The organism is Streptomyces sp. DH41, assembly GCF_029813785.1.
Lineage (GTDB): Bacteria > Actinomycetota > Actinomycetes > Streptomycetales > Streptomycetaceae > Streptomyces.
Genome location: NZ_JARVKY010000011.1, coordinates 1 through 18,719, shown reverse-complemented (window position 1 = coordinate 18,719; position 18,719 = coordinate 1). Strand labels below are relative to the sequence as shown.

The window sequence follows — 18,719 nt, the reverse complement described above, 5'->3', positions numbered from 1 at the left end:
TGGGCGTTTGGGCAGGGCTGCCCGGCGGGCACCGGGGCGGGGCTGATCTCGATTCGCGTGCGGCTCTGTACGTGGGCGCAGCACGTGGGCAGTATCAGCGGCGCCGGCACGGCTGCCGGGCCGCGAGGTACTCGCCGATCGTGCGAGGGCGGGACCGGATCCGTCGGTTCTCGTCCTCCTGGCCCCACCGATCGATCATCCCGTTGAGCTCGGTGAGCGTCGCGACCTCCGGCCCCGGGACGAGGTGGTTGCGGTGGAACCAACCGATCTGACCTTCGACTGGGTGGTTCCGGAGAACGGCGTCAAGCACGACCACCCGACAACGTCACCCCCTGCCCCATCCACCCGCTGCGCCCGGCACGGCAAAAGGCACAGTCTTCCCGCAAAGGAACCGAAGGTTCCCCGGCCCGTGCCGCGATGAGACGAATTGCCCGGACCGGCCGGGTGCGGAACTTACACCTCGGTGTTCAGCGACTGCAGCCGGGCTTCGGCGTAGGCGACGACCTGTCGCGGTCCCTCGGTATCCGTCCCTCTGCGTCAGTGATCGGGCAGCCCATGACCATGACGGCGAGGCTGGCGAGATCCACCATCTCCGCCACCTCGGCGCGCCGAGGTGGGTCGTACTGGGTGAAGTCGTCGCACGTTTCGACCAGTGAGGTGAATGACGGCAGCCGTCTCAGCAGGGTGAACTGGAGACCCTGCAGGATGCGCTGCATGTCCTTGCTGCGCGCGTCCAGGGCGGGCGCAGCGTCCTCCGCCTCGCGCATCTGTGCTTCGAGCCGCTCCAGCTCTTGTGCCTTCTCCTGTTCGCTGCGTCTGAGTCTGCGGCTCTGCCATTCCCCGAGAGCAGCCAGCGAGAGGACGGCCGGAGCAGCGACGAGCCCGGTCAGCACCATTGTTCCGGCCGCCACCCCGCCACCGCCCGCGGCAAGAGACCCGCCGCCCAGCCACGCGAGCGTGGCACTGGTGGCCGCAGCTCCGGACAACCCCGAGATCGCCGTGCCGGTGGAGGCGGAAGCGAAGGCTCCCACTGCGAAAACAGTGCCTGCCCCGACGCTGTAACCGGTGAGCGCGCTGCCTGCCAGTGATCCGACAGCGGCCGTCACGGCTTTCTCGCGCAGCTCCCAATGCTCGGTATCCACTTCGTCGGCGACGGTTGGCATCACGATCACGGACAGCTTGCTCAGTTCGGCCAGCTCGACCGGATCGATGTGCTTGAGACGCTGAAAAATGTCACGGAAGGGGACGATGGCCTGGTCGTAGAGGGTCTGCCGCGCCTTCTGCTGGGCAACATTCTCCGCGGCGGCCCGCTGATTGAGCTTCTCCTGGCGCTCGTTCAGCTGTTCCTTCCTCTGCTGGTTCGTCTTCGCGAGCCTGACCGCGTCGACTATGGCGATAGCCACGTTGCCCCCTTGATACTCGGCTCGGAGATCTTAGAGCCGCATCAGGAGCTCTGATCCGGGTAGTGCTGCGGTTCTCATTTCATTGCAGCAGAAAGTTCGTTCTGGACCGCCCGCGCTGCGGTGAGACGTCCCGTTCCCCGCTCGGCCTGACATCACCTGACCCCGACCTCTGCCGGAGTAGCCGGCGTGCCGCCGGTGCCTTCCACCAGCCCCAAAGGCGTGCGCTGGCCGTCTACATGCCGGGAGTCGATGGCCGATGGGACCGAAGCGACTGGGCTGGGATCGGCTTCCAATCGACTGAAGTCCCGCCGCGGCCGATGCCTTGCAACGACAATGAGTTGAGCGGCGACTAGGACGGGGCAAGTGGCCAGTGAGCAACCAGGACTTCGAGGGCTACTCCGATGCGAACGAGCTGACCCTGGCCATTGCCCGATTGCGGACACGAGAGCGGATCAGCTTCGAGGGGGGAGACATCCAGGCCGCCAACGATGCAAAAGTCGCTCTTGGCCGTGCCCAAGCCCGGCTCGTTCAGCTGTACCGTGAGCGCGGCCTGCTCGACGGCGCAGTCCCCGCAGGTGCCACAGCCACCCCGGCTGAGCGCGCTGCCAAGGGATGGAAGAACGTTCTCGCCAACCCGCTTCCAGAGGTCGCGCCGAAGCCGCGTAAGCGTGACAGGGGCAGAAAGCCGAGACTGAAAAGTGGTGAGGCAGTGCCAGCTCCGCAGCCGGATCACCTGGAGCGGACGCTGACCTACAGCACGAAGCTCCTGGCAGGCGTGATCCGAGCCCAAAAGTTCACAAAGCGGCATGAAAAGGACATGGCTCGTCTGCCGATCAGTGCTCTTGTGTTTCTCCCCAAAGCCGCGCAGCCGTTGTGCACCGCAGCCGACCTGGAGGCCCTAGGCTGGAGCCGACACTTGATCACCGAGCTGGGTCCCCTTCCTCGGGGGAGGAAATATCGCCGGGCCCATATCCTCCAGCGCGTCAGCGGCGCCCGCTTCCAGCGCGAACTCGTGCGGCTCTACCAGATTCGGCTGGAGCAGGCGCGGCGCGAGCCGGGGCGGCATGAGCGGGACATGGAGCGCTTCGTCAATGGGCGAGGCGAGAGCGAGGCCGCCCGCAGGCGGAAGGAGGACAACGCCCGATACCAAGAGATCCTCCAGACCAGGAGGACTTTGGAAGCAGGTGACCAAGGCGTAACTCCCATAAGCAAGAAGCCGGACCTGACCGTGACGCCCATGCGGTCGATTCCCGCGCAAGCGTCGAGCGTCTCTGGCCGGACAGGGAAAGCCGTCAAGGGTGTGTGCCCGGTGTGCAAGAAGGGCGACCTCCCGCGCGGCTGGCTCCGGCACCAGCGATGCGAGGCGAGGAGCCGGTCGCATGAGAACGAGACTACGGATCCCGCCTTGTCGGAGGCTGCCCTGGTGTCGGAGCCGCGTGGATCAGGGGAGTACCGACGGCTGGTTGCGTTGGTCGAGCGGAAAGAGGAGGCGGCGCGAGGGAAAGGGGCCGCTGGAGCAGCTCGGCCTGTGCGAATTCCGGAGGCCCGCAAAGCGGTGCTGGAGCGGTGCGAAGGTCGGTGCGAGAACCCGGCGTGCACCGGCCAGCCAGACGATGTCACGGATGCCGGCCAAGCACTACTGGAAGTCGATCACATAGACGAGATTGCCGGGGGCGGCCGCGACCACCCACGAGTGATGGTCGCACTCTGCCCGAATTGTCACGCGGTCAAGACGCGCGGGCGGACCCGGAAGCAGCTCACCAAGATATTGCGCGGCGTCGCAGAGCGAGCACATGCGGCCGCGAACACCCTCTGACCGAGACCGAGAAGTAGCTCCCCTCGGACGCCGATAGAGCGCGATTCGTACGGTCTACGTACGCACTTCGTACGGTTATTGAAGGTAGGGTGGTGCTCTGGAGGTGCTGCATGTCCGAGTTGTTTGATGCGGTGGATGCGCTGGTCGCATCTCGCTCGCCGTTGCCGCCTGCGGTGGAGCGTAAGCGGCTGCGTACCGCGCACGGTCTGACGTTGGATGAGGTTGCTGCGGCGTTGCAGGTGCGTCGGGCCACGGTGTCGGGCTGGGAGTCGTTGACGAAGCCGGTCGAGCCGCGGGGCCGGGAGCGTGAGGCGTATGCGCGGCTGCTGCGGCAACTCGCGGAGCTCTACCCCGCCCCGGAAGAGCCGGCAGCCCCGGCGCCCACCGCGGTCGCCGGCACGCCCGCCCCGGCAGCACCCGCGCCCGCCTCGGAGCAGGCGCGCCCCGTGCCCCCCCCAGTCCGGGACCCGAGGCTGCGGCCGGGACCGTAACTGAGCACCCCCAGCCACCTGTTGCCCCCGTCGCCCCGGCTTCGGAGGGTGCACCGCGTCCCTCGCGTGCTACCGGGCCGTCGTCGACGTCGCGTCGTCCGCCCGCGCGGAAGGCGGCCCCGGCCGGGACCCCGACCGAGGGTGCCGACCCGCGGTTCGAGAACGGGCCGCTGGCGGTCGTCGACGTCGAGGACGGGCAGGTGATGGCGTACTGCGCCGGCGGCCTGATCCTGGACGTGCCCGCCAAGTCCCTGCCGACCCTGGTGGACTGGACCCTGAAGGAAGCGAAGCTCGGCCAGCCGAGACTGTCCGGCCCCGGTAAGGACGGCGACCCGCTGCTCGTGCTCACAGAGGCCGCGCTGGAGCGCTACGGACTGCCCGTCACCCTCGCCGACGACGAGCGCCTCGCCGGTCGGATCCCGGAGGGCCACAAGGTCGTCAAGCAGCTGGTCCGTGCGGAGTGGAAGCTCACGAAGCGCGGGTTCGGGCCGTGGGCGCGGATCTACCGCCCGGCCACCGGTTCGGAGCGGGCCTGCGTGCAGTTGTGCATTCCGTCGTGGAACGCGCTGGGCGCCCGGCACTGGGGCCACGCCGCGCAGCTCCCGCCGGCCGAACTCGCCCGCGTCCTGGGTGTGTACGCGTCCCGGGTGATGACCCCCTGCGGATCGACCGCGGTGACCGGCCTGGAGCTGATGACCGCGCTGCACCCTCCGACCAGGGCCTCCGAGCCGGACGCCGACGGCAAGCGCCACTCCGAGCACAACCCCGGATCCCTGGGCAGGGATCCGGTCGACCCGGCGCCGTGCGAGGCCCCCGACGGACACCCGCTCCTTCAGGACCTGCCGCGCTTCCACGTCCGGGGTTCGGCGGAGAAGCTGTTCGAGGAGGCCTACGACTGGGCGCGGCCGATGACCGACGCCGAATGCATGCAGCGGCACCTGGTCGGCATCGACGTCAACCTGGCCTTCGCCGCCGGCGCCAATGGCCTGATCGTCGGCCTGGGCGCACCGACGCACGTGACAGCGCCGGAGTTCGATGCGAAGCTGCCCGGATCGTGGCTGGTGGACCTCTCGCACGTCGCCCTGTCCCGGGTGAAGGTCGGCAAGGACAAGTGGGCAGACCTGGACGCGAGTCTGCTGCCCAGCCCGTTCACGCCGAAGGGAGACCGGCCCGAGGGCCCGGCCTGGTACACGACACCGACTGTCGCCTACGCGCAGGAGCTCGGCTACGACGTCACGCCGGTCGAGGCCTGGTTGCGGTATGACAACGGCCGCTATCTGGATGGCTGGTACCAGCGGCTGCGCGACGCGTACCTCGCCACGATGGCCGACCTCGGCGTCCACGCCGACCTCTCCCCGGCCGACTTCCTCACCGCGATGGACGGCTACAAGGACCGCGACCCGGAACTGGCGATCGTCGTCTCGGCCATCAAGGCCACGGTCAAGGGCGGCCTGGGCAAGCTGCGCGAGCGCCCGCGTGGGGAGGGCTGGAAGCCGGGCGAGCCGTGGCGAGCGCTGTCGCGTCCGACGTGGCGCCCGGACATCCGCGCGGCAGTCATCTCCCGCACCCGGATCAACCTGCACCGCAAGATCATCAAGCACGCCGCGTTCACCGGCCAGTACCCGGTCGCGGTCCTGTCCGACTGCGTCGTCTACGCCGCCGATGGGCCCTCCCCGCTGGACTTCCTGCCCTACCGCGACGGCAAGCCGCTGCCGGGCGGCTTCAAGCTCGGCGTCAACCCCGGCCTGGTCAAGCACGAAGGTACTCAGTCTGTGCTGTGGGGCGAGGAGGTTCGCGAGCGGTTCAACGCCCCGGAGCTCAACCTCGCCCGGTACATCAAGGACGCCACCGTCACCGACATCGACAACGGCGAGTAGGGGAGCAGGCAAGCGATGAGCATGTTCGGGGACGGCCTGGACAAGGCGGTGCAAAAGGCGTTCACCCGCCCCGTACCCAAGTCCGCGGGCCCGCAGATGCGGTACATGGTCAAGCAGCTCGGCGGCACGAAAGCGGTCGCCGAACTGCTCGGCATGTCCCAGCGGCAGGTGGAGCGGTACGTAGCGGGCACAGCCAAGAAGCCGCGCCCCGACCTCGCCGCCCGCCTGGAGCGCGAGGTAATCAAGCGCTGGCAGCCGCAGATCCGGGCTAAGGCCCGCAAGAAGGCCACGACGACCGGCGGCATCGTCATCGACGCCCGCGCCCGCATGGGCTACACCGCGCCGATCGGCTCGACCGACCAGGACCGCATCCGGCACCTGACCGTCGCCCTGCCGCCCCGCTACGCTGCCCGCCTCTTCGACGCCCAAGCGGCCGGCGCAAGCGACACCGAACTCCAGGAGATCGCGGCCGAAGCCCTCAAGGAGGTCTACTTCCAGGACGGCGGCCGCCGCGCCGGCAGCCTGGAAGAGGTCCGGTTCACCGACGTCGAACACCTCGAGTTCGACCTGTAGCAGCCCGCCCCGAACAGGCCGCGAGCCGGGCCCAGTTGGTCCGGGCTCGCTTGCGTATCCGTGGGGGCTCGGATGTTCATGCACACGTGCCGTGTCCAACGACCGCGGCCTCCACCAGCCAACACCCGAGGTGAGTACCTAATCCTGATCCATGCATGACCAAACGCCTTCCAGGGGCGCGTATAGAGATCGGGGATGCAGGTTGCACACGAACGTCCCGAGCTTCGTCGCCGACAAGCGCCTGCGGGACTACGGACAGTTGATCAGCCCATAATCGGAGTCAGTGCCGAGCGACCCGGCACAGCGCACCCGCCCCGGGTGCGCTCACCGCGATCGGAGAGCATCGTGAAGAACAGCGCGTTGTGGCGAGTGGTTGACAACGAGAGTGGTAGCCAGTCCATCGTCAGCACGCCCTCCGAGGCGGTCGCGTTCGTCAACAGCCGGTTCGACACCGATGACGACGACGAGCCGTTCAGCATCACCGAGGTCGGTCCTCTCCTTGCGAAGCCGCTCGGGGTCATCACTGCATGGGCCGCCGAGAAGGACGGCGAGCGAACCGACGGACGTACTGCGCCGATCACCATCAGGCCGGTTGTGACGGACAACGCCAGCGAGTGCGAAGACGTCGTGCTCTGGGGCGACGTATATGTCTCCTGGGACCACGACATGTACACCGTCGAGGAGCCGGAGAGCTCCGAGTACAGCGAGGCTTACAGCGCAGCCGAGTTGAGCGCGATCCTCGACGAGTACGCCGACGACTACGAGTACGCGCCTGAAGGGCCTGAAGGGCCCGACAGCCACAGGTGGCCGAAACCGGAAGAGTTGATCACCTACGGCGCCCAGGAGTGTGCCAAGCGGTTCGGGAACCTCGACGACGACGCCCTGCTGTGGCTGGCCGCCACCCGCATCACGCTCGCGGTGTGGCGCAACACACCCGTCGAGAACTGGCATGCCGGGAAGAGTCCGCTGCACGACGGCACAATGATGCGGATCAACACGGCAACCACCCGACTCGTGCGCTCGATGCTGTCGTTCGACCATGTCGACTGGATCGCTGTCGGTCTCGCGATCGTCAACCCGTCTCGGGTTCTACCGACCGCGCAGTCTGTGCTCGAGCTTGGGCTGTCCTGCCACAACCCTGACGACCCGGCGCACGAGGTTGATCCGCGAGAAGAACTCGCGGAGATGGCACAGGTCGCGATCTCATGGGGGCGAAGGTACTGCCTTCACGAGAAGGAGTTCGGCCTGCGAACCCTGATCGAATCCTTCTGCGCGTCCGACAGCGGCTGGTTCGGAGCTCCGAGTTGGGGGCGCATCGTCGATCGGTTCCTTACGGCTGTCGACGACCGGAAGAATGCGCACTGGCGCATGCACCGGGACAAGCCTTGGTTCGACGAGTGGTTCACTAACCGCCCGGCCGACATTGCGGACACCACGGAATTTCGTCGGCTGCTCCATGCCGGGCCCGACCTGCTGTCCGAGGAGGCCGCCGAATGGTGCGTGGACGGTGCCATCGGCTACGTCTGCCCGGACGACCACGCAAACGGCTGCCCGCGGTGCGGTATCCCGCTGGCAACGGAGTCCTCAAACGAGTGACGGCAGTGGCCAGCGATTCTCAATCCCGTGCCAGTTCGGCCAGTCACATGACACCGCGACTGAGAAAATGACACGGGATCTGAGAACAGGAGAGCTTTTACCCGTCCCGCGCCGAAATCCGCAACAGCCCCGATGAAATTCCTCCTCACGCGGGCGCAGGGCTCGACCAAAGTCCTGACGGAGCGCCTGGGCATCTCACGCCGCACCATCGAGCGCTACCGCTCCGGAACGCTGAAGACCCCGCAAAAGCGTCTGCAGGCCGCCCTGGTCGAGGAGACTCAATGCAAGGGGAAACCGCAGGTCAGGGATCAGACTCGGAAAAAGGTGTCGACCTCCAGCAGGATGATGGTGGAGGTGACCGCCTACTTCGGGTTCATCGCCTCGGGCAGCTCCGACAACGGCCGTACACGCACCATCACCACCCCGATCTCGCCCACCTCCGTGCAGCAGATCCTGGACCTCCAGGAGGCCGGAGCGACGGAGGAAGACCTGCATCCCCTCGTCGTGGAGGCCATCACCGAGTCGTATTTCACTGAGTGGGGCACTCGCGCCCATGGTCTGCGTGCGGATTTTTACGCACGTTCAAGCTGTGGATTTCCTGTTCTGACGCAGTCGAATTCCAGCCTGCTATAAAGAAATCCGGCGGGTAGCCTCAGAAGCGTTCTGGCGGCGGTCCGCTCTGATTTCTCACCACGAATGCGAGGTCGAAGACGACCAGGATATGACTGCCCGACGGCGGTACCCGCCGACCGCTCACCCTGCCCCGCCGTCACCGGGCCATGGACGCCGGCGCTGTTGCAGCGGCCCTCGAGGAAGCGCGGCTCGATGCCCGGCAGGCGTCCCGGCACGAGGACCCGGCCGACGACGTCCGGGGCCCGGCGGAGCTCGCGGACTGGGAGTTGTGTCCACCAGCTGCTCGCCGACGCCGTCCCGGGCACCGTCTACGACTCGACGACGTGTTCGGCGCGGCCCGCGCCCACTCATCGCCCAGGCTGCTCAGGCGTTGCCCCAGGCTTCGAGGAAGCGTGTGCGGTCGTCCGTCCGCCGGCTGGCGAGTAGAACGTGCCAGGCACTGGTCTCAGCGTCGCGCAGCCACAGCCGCCCCAGGTACCGACTTCCGCCGGTGAACGTGTCACGCGCCAATGCGTCACCGAGCACGTCGGCTACAGCGTCGCGCTGTTGGTCGGAGAGTTCTCCCAGAAAGCTGAGTACGCGGTCTGCGATGCCTCCCTCGTTGCTTTCAAGAATGCGCTCGAAGAACGGACCACCCGCGTTGCCGGGACCGATGTAGAGAGCGGCGTCACCTCCCGCCTGCCCCAAGGAACGCCAGAACTCAGCACCATCGGGCGTGCCTGGCAAGGGAAGCGCGGCAAAGAGGTCGGCCAGATGTCCGTTGGCCGCTTGATCGTAAGAGACGTCGCAGGCCGCGGCAGACGAGATCCTCGCAACGTGCCCAGTACTCAGTCCCTCTTCCGGCCAGTCCAGTGGGGTGTTGAGTTCCTGAACAAGGTGCCGGGCCAGTTCGTCGTCCTTGCCCAGGAAGTGCCTGACGATCACGTGTTCCCCCCAGTTCCAGCTGGCGTGCACCGGCTCACCAGTCTGCCCAACTGGGCGGTGATCCGCCGGGGCCTGCAGACAACGTCCGGAAAATGCCTGCACCACAGCTATCACGACCACCGACAGCGTCGCCCAGGAGCTAGCCGCCGAAGCCGCGGCCGCCGCAGACCGCCGTACGCGAGGCGTAGGGGATCGTCCGCGCGCCGACGAAGGCTCGGCGCCCTGAAGCAGACCGGCCCCACGATGGGGACGAAGCCATCCGTGAGGAGCTCACCCCCGCCCAAGACAGCGCCCGTGCCTGCCGCATGAATGGGCGATGACCGGCCGTATCCAGACCACCGACGGCCTGAGCACCAAGAGACCGCATCGCGGGCGATGCCTGGTACCCGTCGAGCAGGCCGGGCCTGGACCTCAAAAGTTGGCGAGGCGTATGTCGTAGCATTCATCGCACATGTCCGCTTCCGGGACTATGTACCCGCCGTTCCCACACCACTCGCAGATCCCTTCCCAGTCGCTGCCGCACCCGAAGCAGATGTACGAGTCTGCGGCGGGATAGCCCAGGGTGCGCACCGGAACAATGGCCGAGGCGGCGCAGGCCGGGCAGGTGGCCAGGTCGTTGCCACCCTGCTTGATGGTGATGTGCCGGTTCTCGCCGGTGAACTCCCAGGCTGCTTCATCTCGGGTGCCGTACGACTTGTCGCAGAAGAAGCACTTCAGGTCGTGGGCGCCGCCGTCGAGGACCACGGCGTACTGCCCGCAGGAGCGGCATGCGGTGGTGGAGTGTTCATGGCCGGCGAGCTGGCCGGATATGGACTTCTGTCGCTGGGTGACGAAGTCGGTGAGGTGGTTCAACTGGCTGCGGACTTCGTCCATCTGCCGTGCTGCCTCCCAGTCTGCGGTGTACGGCAGGACGTCGTGGTTCACGAAGTCGAAGAGCAGGGTCAGGACGGGGAGGGTACGGGTCTTCACGGCTACGGTGGTGTCGCGCCAGCCGAAGTGCATGAGCCGGTTCCGGAGATTGCCGAGGTCCTTCAAGTCGCTGCTGGCGGGGTCGAGGGTGGTGCTGAGCGTGATGGTTCCGTCCTGGGCGAGAGCGTTGAGACGCTTGATCGCATCTTTGATGCCGCAGCTGGTGAAATCGCCGCTCTGGTGCTTGCCCTTGTCGTACTCCGTGGGCTTGGTCCACACGAGGTCAGGCTCGTACATCTCGAGGCGCGCCTTGAACAGGGTCTCGGCTGCGCACTGGAGATGAAGGGTGGCGTACTTCAGCTCGCGGGGGACGGGGCTGCCTTCAGCCGCGAGGAAGGTGACAGCACTGACGAGGAAGTCGAGCCCGTTGGTAAGGGGCGGGAAGTGAAAGTCCTTGCCGTCGTCGCGCACTGGGGGGCCTCCGTCGTCCTGGCTACTTCTGTGAGGATCTGCGTCGAGCCGCAGGGCGGTCAACCGGATTCACCGACGTACCCCGGCTGCGACTTCGTTTGCGCCAGAGCCCCGACGACCTGGTGCAGACGCAAGCCGCTTGGAACGCCACCTACCAAGCACTGGCCGCACCCCGCCCCCGCGACACCACCGCCCTGCGCTGCCGCCTGCTGCTCCTGTCCGTACGGCTGTGGTGGCAGCCCTACTGGGAGACCGTCCCTTCGGTGCCGGCGGCACGGTCCGAGCTGCGCCACCTCGCCCGCGCTCACGGAGCCGTCCGGGCCGCGTGACCGGTCGCCCCGGTCGACCAGGAGCACGAGGTTGCGCCAAGGGTTGCGCTAGGTGTTGCGCGGCCCGCAGGACTGTCTCCGTGTCCTGCAGGTCCCCACGCTGTTTTGCCGTGGTCGGATCGCTGACATCCCCGTTGCGGCTGCTCTGCCCATGTCCCTTGGCTGGAGTGAAGGAGGAAGGGACGGGCGGGATGGGCGGCGCGGCCGCGGCTGGGGATCGGGGCGCGCTCGGCTGGTTGCGCGTCGGCCGGGGCCGCCACGCCTCGCCGCTCCACCGTCAGCCCGGTGACGGGGGCCGGGACGGACGTCGCCTGCGTCCAGGCGCTGTCCTTCCGGTGCCGAGCCCCTGAGGCGGGTGGCTTTGTCGCTGATCGTCATGCGTATTGCCACACTCTGTTACTGGGTGGTGTACTTGGCCGCCTTGAATGATCTAGGGGGTGTGGGTGCGAGCCACAGGGTTGTCGGCCAGTTCTGCGTCGCCTTACGGGCGCCTGACGCGTCGGGGCGCCGATGTCTGCAGCGCCGGCTGACGGCGGACGCCGAAGTCGGCGCGGCTTCGCCTACCAAGACGCGGTGACACTGCTGGACTGCCTCGACATGCATGAGGGCATGTGGACTCAGGTCTCTTGGGAGGATCTGGAAGACATCGTCTGTAGCAACGGTGACGCGCCCGCATACCGCCAGGTGAAGACCATCGAAGAAGCCGGCAAGCGGCACAGTGTCGCCAACGTGTGTGCACCGGACATTCCGAAGAAGCCAGAGACGAGCTACTTGGGAAAGCTGTTCCTCGGGAAACCTCTTCCAGCCGAGACTCGGTTCACCTTCATCGTCAACGAGAGTCCGCACGTCGACTTCCATGCGTTCGTCGTCGATCGCGGACAGCAGCGTGGGCCTGTCCCGTTGAAGATTCGTGATGACATCATTGTTCGGCTCAAAGGCGTGAATCTTCCTGAAGGCCGGGACATCGGCTGGTGCGTCGACCGTCTAGAGGTCCTTGTTGAGGGCCGCACGATCGAGCAGGTTGAGGACAGGGCTCTACGTCGGCTCGGGTCGATCGTGACCAAGATCTTGGGGCAGCCGCCCTTGACTACTGACATCGAAGACGTCCTGGTCTGGCTCGGAGTTCGCATCGCACGCGACGCGCTTGCTCCAGTACCACGCAAAGTGGGCACCCGTGACTTCCAGGACATGCTTCATGATGCGATCACACGGGCCACCGGGCGAAGGCCGGACGGAAGCACTGCGCCTCTCACGAAACTCACTGACAAGCTCGCCGTCGCGGGGGTCCCGGCAGACGAAGCGGCAGGGCATCTGGACAACGCGCTGAAGTACCGTCGTGCCTGGCGTGCCAGCCTCGGTCCAGCCCGCGAGGCGATGGACGCCTTCGCCGACGAAGTCCACGCCATCTGCTCACGCGTCATGGCTGAACGACGCGCCGGACGCACCCCCGCTGGCTCAGAGGCATACTTCGAGACCCTGACCCGTGTAGAAGGCCTCCCCGCGGTGAGTAGCGGCACCGTGTCCCTCGCTCGAGCTCACGCCGTACTTGCGGACATCACCGCTCGCTGTCAGAACCGGTACGCCGATGCTTCATAGAATCGGCGCGAGCGCCGTCCCGCCGCCCCACCGGCCATGGGACCCCGACGACTCGCCGGACTTTCACGCCTCTCGGTTACTGCTCCTGGTTGCCGAGTGCGGCAGTGCCCCCGGTCCTCATATCGCCGGCCGCACCAAGCTCGCGAAGCTCGACTTCTTTCTGCGCTACCCGGCTTTCCTCGAGCGCGCGCACAGGGAACTAGCCGACACCTTGGGCGGACAGGGAGCTTTTCGTGCATCGATGCCCGAGGAAGTAGAGGCCCCGATGATCCGGTACCGGTTCGGTCCCTGGGATCCCCGCTACCGCCAGTTTCTGGCCTTCCTCATGGCCCGCGGTCTCGTCACGATCACCTCCAGTCACAGACCAGAGCGTGTCCGCTTGACCTCGGGCGGAAAGCGAGCGGCCGCAGCGCTGGCGGACATGGACGAGTTCCACCCCATCGTCACTCGATGCCGCGCCATGAGGGGCAACCTGGCGGAGTGGTCCGGGACCGATCTGAAGAACCTTGTCTACCAACTCTTCCCCGAGGAAGTGGCGGACCTCGCCTACCACCAGGAGATCAGGCCATGACGACGCCCCCGACACCCTTCCGCAAAGGGCTGCGAGTCGAGTCGGTCACGCTGGTGCACACGTCGGGCGAGATGGATACGTACGCGTTCAACACCGCTGGCCTCAGCGTTCTGTCTGGCGTCAGGAACAGCTCGAAGACCACCACGCTCAAGGCCATCGACTACTGTCTCGGCAATCGAGACAGCCCGACCGAGGCCCTGAAGGCGGCCGTCGCCGACGAGTACGTAGAGGTCAGCATCGAACTGACCCTGGACGGCACTCCAACGGAAATCCGGCGCAGCCTCCAGTACGGGCGCCAGAACAAGGTCGTACTGGACGGCGACGAATTCCCTGTCGGCGAGTTCTCCGACCGCATCCTGCACAAGCTTGGCTGGCCGATCCTTAGTATTCCCAAAGGCATCCAGGCCACGACCGCCACCGAGCTCACACCTCTGACGTTCCGCAGCGTGCTGCGCCACATTTACCGAAACGAGGACTCGTGGACTCAGTTCGCTGACAAGGAACAAGAGTTCCTGCGGCGAGCCGTCATTAGCTACCTCTTGGGTTTCGCCCCGACCAGGTACAGCAACCACGACTTCGAGCTTGCGGCAGCACAACGCCGACTCGCACAGGCACAGGCGGCCGAACGAGAGGTGCATGACAGCACAGACCGAGCCGTCGCAGCCGTCTGCGAGAACCTGCATCTGCCGACCCCCAGGAGCGAACAGCAGGTCAACTCCATCAGAACCGACTTGCGGGCCGAACTCGACGCGGTTGTCAGGCAACGTTCCCAGCTGACCAGCGAAGTGGAGCAGCTTGTTGCCGGACGACGCCAAGAAGGCGATGCCGGGGCAGTGGGCTACGACGCCACTCTGTCGCAGCAGTACGAGCACGCGACCCAGAGCCTCACGAGCAGCGCCGAGACCGTCGCCGGCCTCGAGCAGGTCCTGACTGCCCACAAGCAGTCTCACAACACGGTCCGGGCAGAGATCGCTCGCATGGAACGCCTTCTAGCCTCCGTCGACATCTTCGACAGCCTGCCGGTGCGCCTGTGTCCTGCCTGCGAGCAGAAGATCGACATCCATCGCGAACACCCAGAGGGCACTTGCTACGTCTGCACCCAGCCAGTGACCGAGGACCAGCGCAGACGACGCGGAGAACTGGAGAAGCGGTCCCTGGCCGCAGAGGCCGACGACCTCCAGGAAGTCATCGCCCGAACCAGCCGCGACCTCGACCAAGCAAAAGCCGACCACCGGCACGCCCAGAGCACCCATCAAGACATTGCCAGGCAGCTAAACGTCGACCGGGCCGCCCGCCTCGCACCGTTCATGGCCAGACTCGAAGAGATGGCCGCCCAGACCGCCGCCCTGGAGCAAAAACTCATGGCGCTGCCCGCCATCGAGCAGATGCTCACCCGCAAGACTGCCGCCACGCAGACGTGCCAGGCGGCCCAAGACAGACTGAACCAACTGAAGCGGCAACTCGATGAAACCCCCACCACAGGGAGAACGCCCATCGACCGCTGCGCCCTGTTCGCTGATCGGATGAACGAATTCCTCAACCGCCACCGCGATGATGTCTGGGTGGCAGGGAATGTGGCGATCAGCGCGGACGACCTGACCTTCTACGTCGGCACCCGCCCCTGGAACCAAGTTCTCGGAGCCGAAGCGCGAGTGTTGTTCTTCCTCGCCTATAGCAGGGCCCTACTATTCCTGGCCAGGGACCTGGGGGACGACTGCCCGTATCCGGGACTCCTCATGCTCGACAACCCCTTCCAGCAGGGAATCGCAAGCGACGTCGTTCACGAAGTTCTCCGCGACATTGCCGATGCCGCCCAAGCCACCGGCGCACAGGTAATTTCTACGCAGGCCGTAGCAGTATCACTTCTCGCCCCTGGCGTCGAACAGATCATTATGCCGAGCACCTACATCGGCGAACCCGAGAGCTGACGGCCACATCTGGACAAGGAGGGGAAGGCTGCCTGGCGCTCCACGACCGGCTTCCTCCTGTCCTGTCTTACGCCCATTTGACGCCCAGCTCCCGCAGTGCGGCCAGCTGGTCCTAGGTGAGCTTGTCCCGCCTCGATTTGGTGTTCGAGACCCACGCCCCCAGTTTCACAGTCACCGGCTCCGCCTCGCCGTTGACCGCGATCTCTTCGCTGTGCCCCCTCGGCACTGGCCGGTCGCCCTCGCGTTCCACCCACTGGGCGAGGGCCGCCATGCCCCGCTGGAACGCCTGCTGTGCCTTGCTCGGCCCCTTCGTCGCATCCTTGGCGGCCGGGGCGGGAGACGGCATCTCAGCGGGCGTGATGCCCAGGTGGGACAGCCGCTCCTGCTGTTCGGGCAGGAGCTGTGCCCAGGTGGCTGGCTGCTTCTGCTGGAGCCACTTGCCGATGTCGTCGCTGTCCATCAGCACGCCGGGTGCGATGTCGGGCAGTTGGCCGTCGGCGTCGACCAGGTCGGCGAGCACCCGGTAGTGGCGTTGCCAGTTGAGCGGCCATGGGCAGTTCCAGTCCGGGTCGATCTCCGTCAGCTGCGCGGCGCGTACGGCGGCCCGCTCCGGGTCTTTGCCCAGGCCGCCCTTGCGGCGCAGGTTGGCCATGTGCTGGCCGACCGGGACCATCGCCTCGCCTTCGCCCCACACCGCGTCCTGACGCGGAGCGAGGTGTCTCATGGCCCGCCGGTAGGACCGCAGCGCGGCGAGCTTGGCCTCCCACGCTTCCTCGCCCGGCTCCCAGAGCATCCCGGCCTCCGGCGCGTCCAGCAGGGTCTTGCTGTCGGCGCCCAGTTTTTCTGAGCTGCGGCTGTTCCTGTGAGCTGGGGTTTTTCAGATTTTCTGGGTGGTTTTGGCGGTTCCTGGAGTGCTAGGAGTGTAGATCTGAGCGGGGTGGTGGTTGTCTGACCTGCGCGTATGCCGTCTGCGTCGAATGGTCGGGTGTTGTGCAGTTCCAATGAGCCGCTACTTGGTGGGGCCGTGTCAGGTGGTGTCGGGGTTGGTGGTGGACACGGACGCCGGAGAGTTCGGTGTAGAGGGCCAAGAGCCTGGGGTGCCGTCGGTGGGTAGTTCGAGGAGCTTGCCGGTGGATGCTCTGTGCGGCTTCCGTCCGTCCGGCGTTCCCCTTGGGACCGGATAGATCTCTTCGGTGGTGAAGACGGCACCCTGTCTGCTTTCGTAGTGTCTTCAACTGCTTCGCGCGCGTGGAGGCCGTCTTGGGTAGTAGCCGCACATCCCGATCCGCCACCCGTAAGTCCACCCTCCACCGGCTCAGGCCCTCTGAGGGCACCACCCCGGAACTGCGCACGTTCGTCCGCGAGAGATACCTCGACAGTGAGGATTACCAGGCCAGGGAGTTCACCCGCCAGGGGATGGAGGGCTTGCTGATCACCGGAGGCGTTCCCCGAGAGCGCGCCGACTGGTGCAGCGCGGTGGAATCCATCACCGGGCTGGAAGTCAATGAACGCAGCCGCGCCGCGGCGGGACTCATTCTCATACGCACCGGCCGCGGCACCTATGCGCTGAGCTACGGGGTGGGGCAGCACATGTTGGACCCCTACTTCCGTGACGACGAGTTCGGATTGGAGTTCGCGACCCGCTGCCTCGACGACGACGGGGTCATCAAAATCCGCAACCAGATCATGGACGGCAGAGGTCGGGTCGATGAGTACTCAGTGTCACGGGGCGAGCGGATCGACGACTTTGGTTTGGACCGCTTCGGTGCCGTCGTCCGCCGTATCTGTGGCACTGTTAGCGGACTGTCACTGACTTCCCTGGAGGGCGGCAGGACACGACAGGTCCGCGTCGAGTGCTCACAGGCCACCATCAAGCTTCCCCTTGCCACCACCGTGGAGCAGTTCCTGAGCGACCTGCAGGCGATCGAGGAGGTGTGTGCAAGACCTGATCCGCTGCCGCAACTGCGTTTTGTCAGCAGGGTCCACACCCTCGACAGCCGCAGCCAAAAGGCGGTGCAGGCCCAGGCCATCCTGGAAAAGCACCTTGCGGACCCGGACAGTCCCCGCCTGACCATTGGGATTCCTGACTCGTGCCAGGAAAGCTACAGCTCTGCCCAGGCGTTCCGCGCCAGACGAGGCACCCGCACGATCGAGACGAACGACCTGGAACTGCACCACCTGCTGCACTTCGTACAGGATAAGCCTGAGGGAGAACGGCTCAAAGCCCTCGGTGACGTACGGGTCACCATGTTCAGCGACGACGACTTCCTGACCCCGGCCAGCGTCACCACCAACGGGAAAGAGTGGCTCATCGCCGACATCACGATGGGCACAGACCGCCTGTTCTACGGCAACGGCAAATGGTTCGAGGTAGGGGCCGGCTTCCTTGAGACCCTGGAAGAAGAACTCACCGCTTTGTTCACCCAGCCGCAGACGGTCACCCTCCCACGCTGGACCAAAGGTCCACTCGATTCCAAAGGCCGCGACTCTCACGACGAGGACTGGTTCAACCACCAAGCGGCGAAGTCGGACGGGTACCTGCTCTTCGACAAGAAAGACGTCGTCACGGGGAAGTTCAGGGGAGGAGGCCTGGAGATCTGCGACGTTCTCGGCCCCGAGAACCAATTGATCTGCATCAAGAAGGCACCTGCCAGCACGGCTCCCCTCAACCACCTCTTCGCCCAGGGCGTGGTGGCCGTCGAGACGCTGCGCAGCGACCTAGAAGTACGGGCCAAATTCCTTGACCAGATCGCCGCACACACGCCGGACCACCGCCTGCTCGACGACTTCGGCACGCTCCGGGTGGTCTTCGGGATCCTTCTGAAGGATGGCCAGGACATCCGTGTTGACTCGCTCTTCGCATTTGCCCAGGTCTCGCTGCTCCAGGCAGTCAGGCGGTTGCGCGCGATGAACGCGGAGGTCGAAGTCGTCGCTATCCGCCGCTGACGCAGGGGGCCGCACCCTCGCCTGCATGTTGCCGAGCAGCTGTCAGTCGGTGGCACGAAGGCGCGGTCGAAGAGCGCTGTTGTTGGTTCTGTCCAGGGCGGATGCCGGCGGCGGAGAGTGGGGAGGGTGCCTGGCTACGGAGTGGGACTGTCGTCTAGCCAGGTGGTGGGGATGAGTTTTTCGCCGTTGCGCCAGTTGTAGCGGACGGAGTCCTGGTACCAGTCGTGGGGCAGGTCCGCGTGGTCGCTGACGATCATCTGGAAGTTCGGGGCGAGTTCCCTGACGACTTGGTGCATGAGTTCGAAGAGGCGGGTGACGGTCACGCGGTCTTCGTCCAGAGCGAGGTCTTCCAGTCGTCCGCGCTGTTTGGCCATGTCGGAGGGGTAGTAGGGCTGGGTGGGCTGGTCGAGCATGAGGAAGCGGGGCACGGGCCGGCTGTTGGCGACGAAGTACTGGTGGAGGGCGAGATGGGCGGCCACGTGGTAGCCGACGTGGTTCTTGCCGCTGCCGATGCGGAGCAGCTCGGTGATGCCCTCGAGGGTGTCGGCGACGACTGTGAGCTTCTTGAGGTCCAGACGGACCAGGCGGTCGCCGTGTTCGAGTTTCAGGGTCCGGGCGTGGCCGGTCATCTTGCCGCTGAGGTAGCTGAGCCCGTG

13 protein-coding genes and 2 pseudogenes are annotated in these 18,719 nt (G+C 66.1%); 10 read left to right on the top strand and 5 right to left on the bottom strand.

From position 1 onward, the window contains the following. Window positions 1-467 precede the first annotated feature (467 nt). On the bottom strand, window positions 468-1,403 hold the full coding sequence (locus QC283_RS19230) for a hypothetical protein (protein WP_279562807.1): 936 nt from the start codon (window positions 1,401-1,403) through the stop codon (window positions 468-470). A gap of 370 nt (window positions 1,404-1,773) precedes the next feature. On the opposite strand from QC283_RS19230, the gene QC283_RS19225 reads away from it, so the two are divergent. The 5 genes and pseudogenes from QC283_RS19225 (at window position 1,774) to tpg (QC283_RS19205) (ending at window position 8,389) form a co-directional block, all read left to right on the top strand. Then, complete coding sequence (locus QC283_RS19225) at window positions 1,774-3,219, top strand: HNH endonuclease signature motif containing protein (protein ID WP_279562806.1); 1,446 nt, start codon at window positions 1,774-1,776, stop codon at window positions 3,217-3,219. A 110-nt stretch (window positions 3,220-3,329) separates the two neighbouring features. Beyond that, window positions 3,330-5,587, top strand: a pseudogene (gene tap / locus QC283_RS19220) (telomere-associated protein Tap). A 15-nt stretch (window positions 5,588-5,602) separates the two neighbouring features. Further along, the gene (tpg, locus tag QC283_RS19215) at window positions 5,603-6,160 is read left to right on the top strand and encodes a telomere-protecting terminal protein Tpg (RefSeq protein ID WP_279562805.1); all 558 of its coding nucleotides are present in this window, start codon (window positions 5,603-5,605) and stop codon (window positions 6,158-6,160) included. Window positions 6,161-6,505: 345 nt separating this feature from the next. Beyond that, window positions 6,506-7,756, top strand: coding sequence for a hypothetical protein (locus tag QC283_RS19210; protein ID WP_279562804.1), 1,251 nt, complete (start codon window positions 6,506-6,508; stop codon window positions 7,754-7,756). A gap of 132 nt (window positions 7,757-7,888) precedes the next feature. Continuing rightward, window positions 7,889-8,389: a telomere-protecting terminal protein Tpg gene (tpg, locus tag QC283_RS19205; RefSeq protein ID WP_279562803.1), complete on the top strand. Its 501-nt coding sequence runs from the start codon at window positions 7,889-7,891 to the stop codon at window positions 8,387-8,389. Window positions 8,390-8,752: 363 nt separating this feature from the next. On the opposite strand, the gene QC283_RS19200 is transcribed toward tpg (QC283_RS19205), so the two are convergent. Then, window positions 8,753-9,313, bottom strand: coding sequence for a hypothetical protein (locus QC283_RS19200; protein WP_279562802.1), 561 nt, complete (start codon window positions 9,311-9,313; stop codon window positions 8,753-8,755). A gap of 411 nt (window positions 9,314-9,724) precedes the next feature. Continuing rightward, window positions 9,725-10,693, bottom strand: a complete 969-nt coding sequence (locus tag QC283_RS19195; RefSeq protein WP_279562801.1) for a hypothetical protein — start codon at window positions 10,691-10,693, stop codon at window positions 9,725-9,727. Between the two features lie 98 nt (window positions 10,694-10,791). Here QC283_RS19195 and QC283_RS19190 point away from each other — a divergent pair, with 98 nt between their 5' ends. The 4 genes from QC283_RS19190 (at window position 10,792) to QC283_RS19175 (ending at window position 15,117) form a co-directional block, all read left to right on the top strand. Further along, complete coding sequence (locus QC283_RS19190; RefSeq protein WP_279562800.1) at window positions 10,792-11,022, top strand: hypothetical protein; 231 nt, start codon at window positions 10,792-10,794, stop codon at window positions 11,020-11,022. Window positions 11,023-11,532: 510 nt separating this feature from the next. Beyond that, the gene (locus QC283_RS19185) at window positions 11,533-12,618 is read left to right on the top strand and encodes a dsDNA nuclease domain-containing protein (protein ID WP_279562799.1); all 1,086 of its coding nucleotides are present in this window, start codon (window positions 11,533-11,535) and stop codon (window positions 12,616-12,618) included. A gap of 241 nt (window positions 12,619-12,859) precedes the next feature. Further along, the gene (locus QC283_RS19180) at window positions 12,860-13,189 is read left to right on the top strand and encodes a hypothetical protein (protein ID WP_279562798.1); all 330 of its coding nucleotides are present in this window, start codon (window positions 12,860-12,862) and stop codon (window positions 13,187-13,189) included. Then, on the top strand, window positions 13,186-15,117 hold the full coding sequence (locus QC283_RS19175) for a hypothetical protein (protein WP_279562797.1): 1,932 nt from the start codon (window positions 13,186-13,188) through the stop codon (window positions 15,115-15,117). The genes QC283_RS19180 and QC283_RS19175 overlap by 4 nt, the downstream gene beginning before the upstream one ends. 112 nt (window positions 15,118-15,229) lie before the next feature. On the opposite strand, the pseudogene QC283_RS19170 reads toward QC283_RS19175, so the two are convergent. Next, window positions 15,230-15,940, bottom strand: a pseudogene (locus QC283_RS19170) (helicase associated domain-containing protein); the annotation flags it as partial. 437 nt (window positions 15,941-16,377) lie between these two features. Here QC283_RS19170 and QC283_RS19165 point away from each other — a divergent pair. Further along, window positions 16,378-18,063 carry a DUF6119 family protein gene (locus QC283_RS19165; RefSeq protein ID WP_279562796.1) on the top strand — a complete coding sequence of 562 codons (1,686 nt, stop codon included), beginning with the start codon at window positions 16,378-16,380 and terminating at the stop codon, window positions 18,061-18,063. A 134-nt stretch (window positions 18,064-18,197) separates the two neighbouring features. Here the strand turns inward: QC283_RS19165 and QC283_RS19160 are convergent. Then, a partial coding sequence (locus QC283_RS19160; RefSeq protein ID WP_279562795.1) for a DUF3732 domain-containing protein occupies window positions 18,198-18,719 on the bottom strand: 522 nt, incomplete at its 5' end.

Bases quoted from the DNA above. Each gene is read 5' to 3' on its own strand.
- QC283_RS19185 (WP_279562799.1), top strand. From the start codon at position 11,533: ATGTCTGCAGCGCCGGCTGACGGCGGACGCCGAAGTCGGCGCGGCTTC.
- tpg (WP_279562803.1), top strand. From the start codon at position 7,889: ATGAAATTCCTCCTCACGCGGGCGCAGGGCTCGACCAAAGTCCTGACG.
- QC283_RS19180 (WP_279562798.1), top strand. From the start codon at position 12,860: ATGCCCGAGGAAGTAGAGGCCCCGATGATCCGGTACCGGTTCGGTCCC.
- QC283_RS19175 (WP_279562797.1), top strand. From the start codon at position 13,186: ATGACGACGCCCCCGACACCCTTCCGCAAAGGGCTGCGAGTCGAGTCG.
- tpg (WP_279562805.1), top strand. From the start codon at position 5,603: ATGAGCATGTTCGGGGACGGCCTGGACAAGGCGGTGCAAAAGGCGTTC.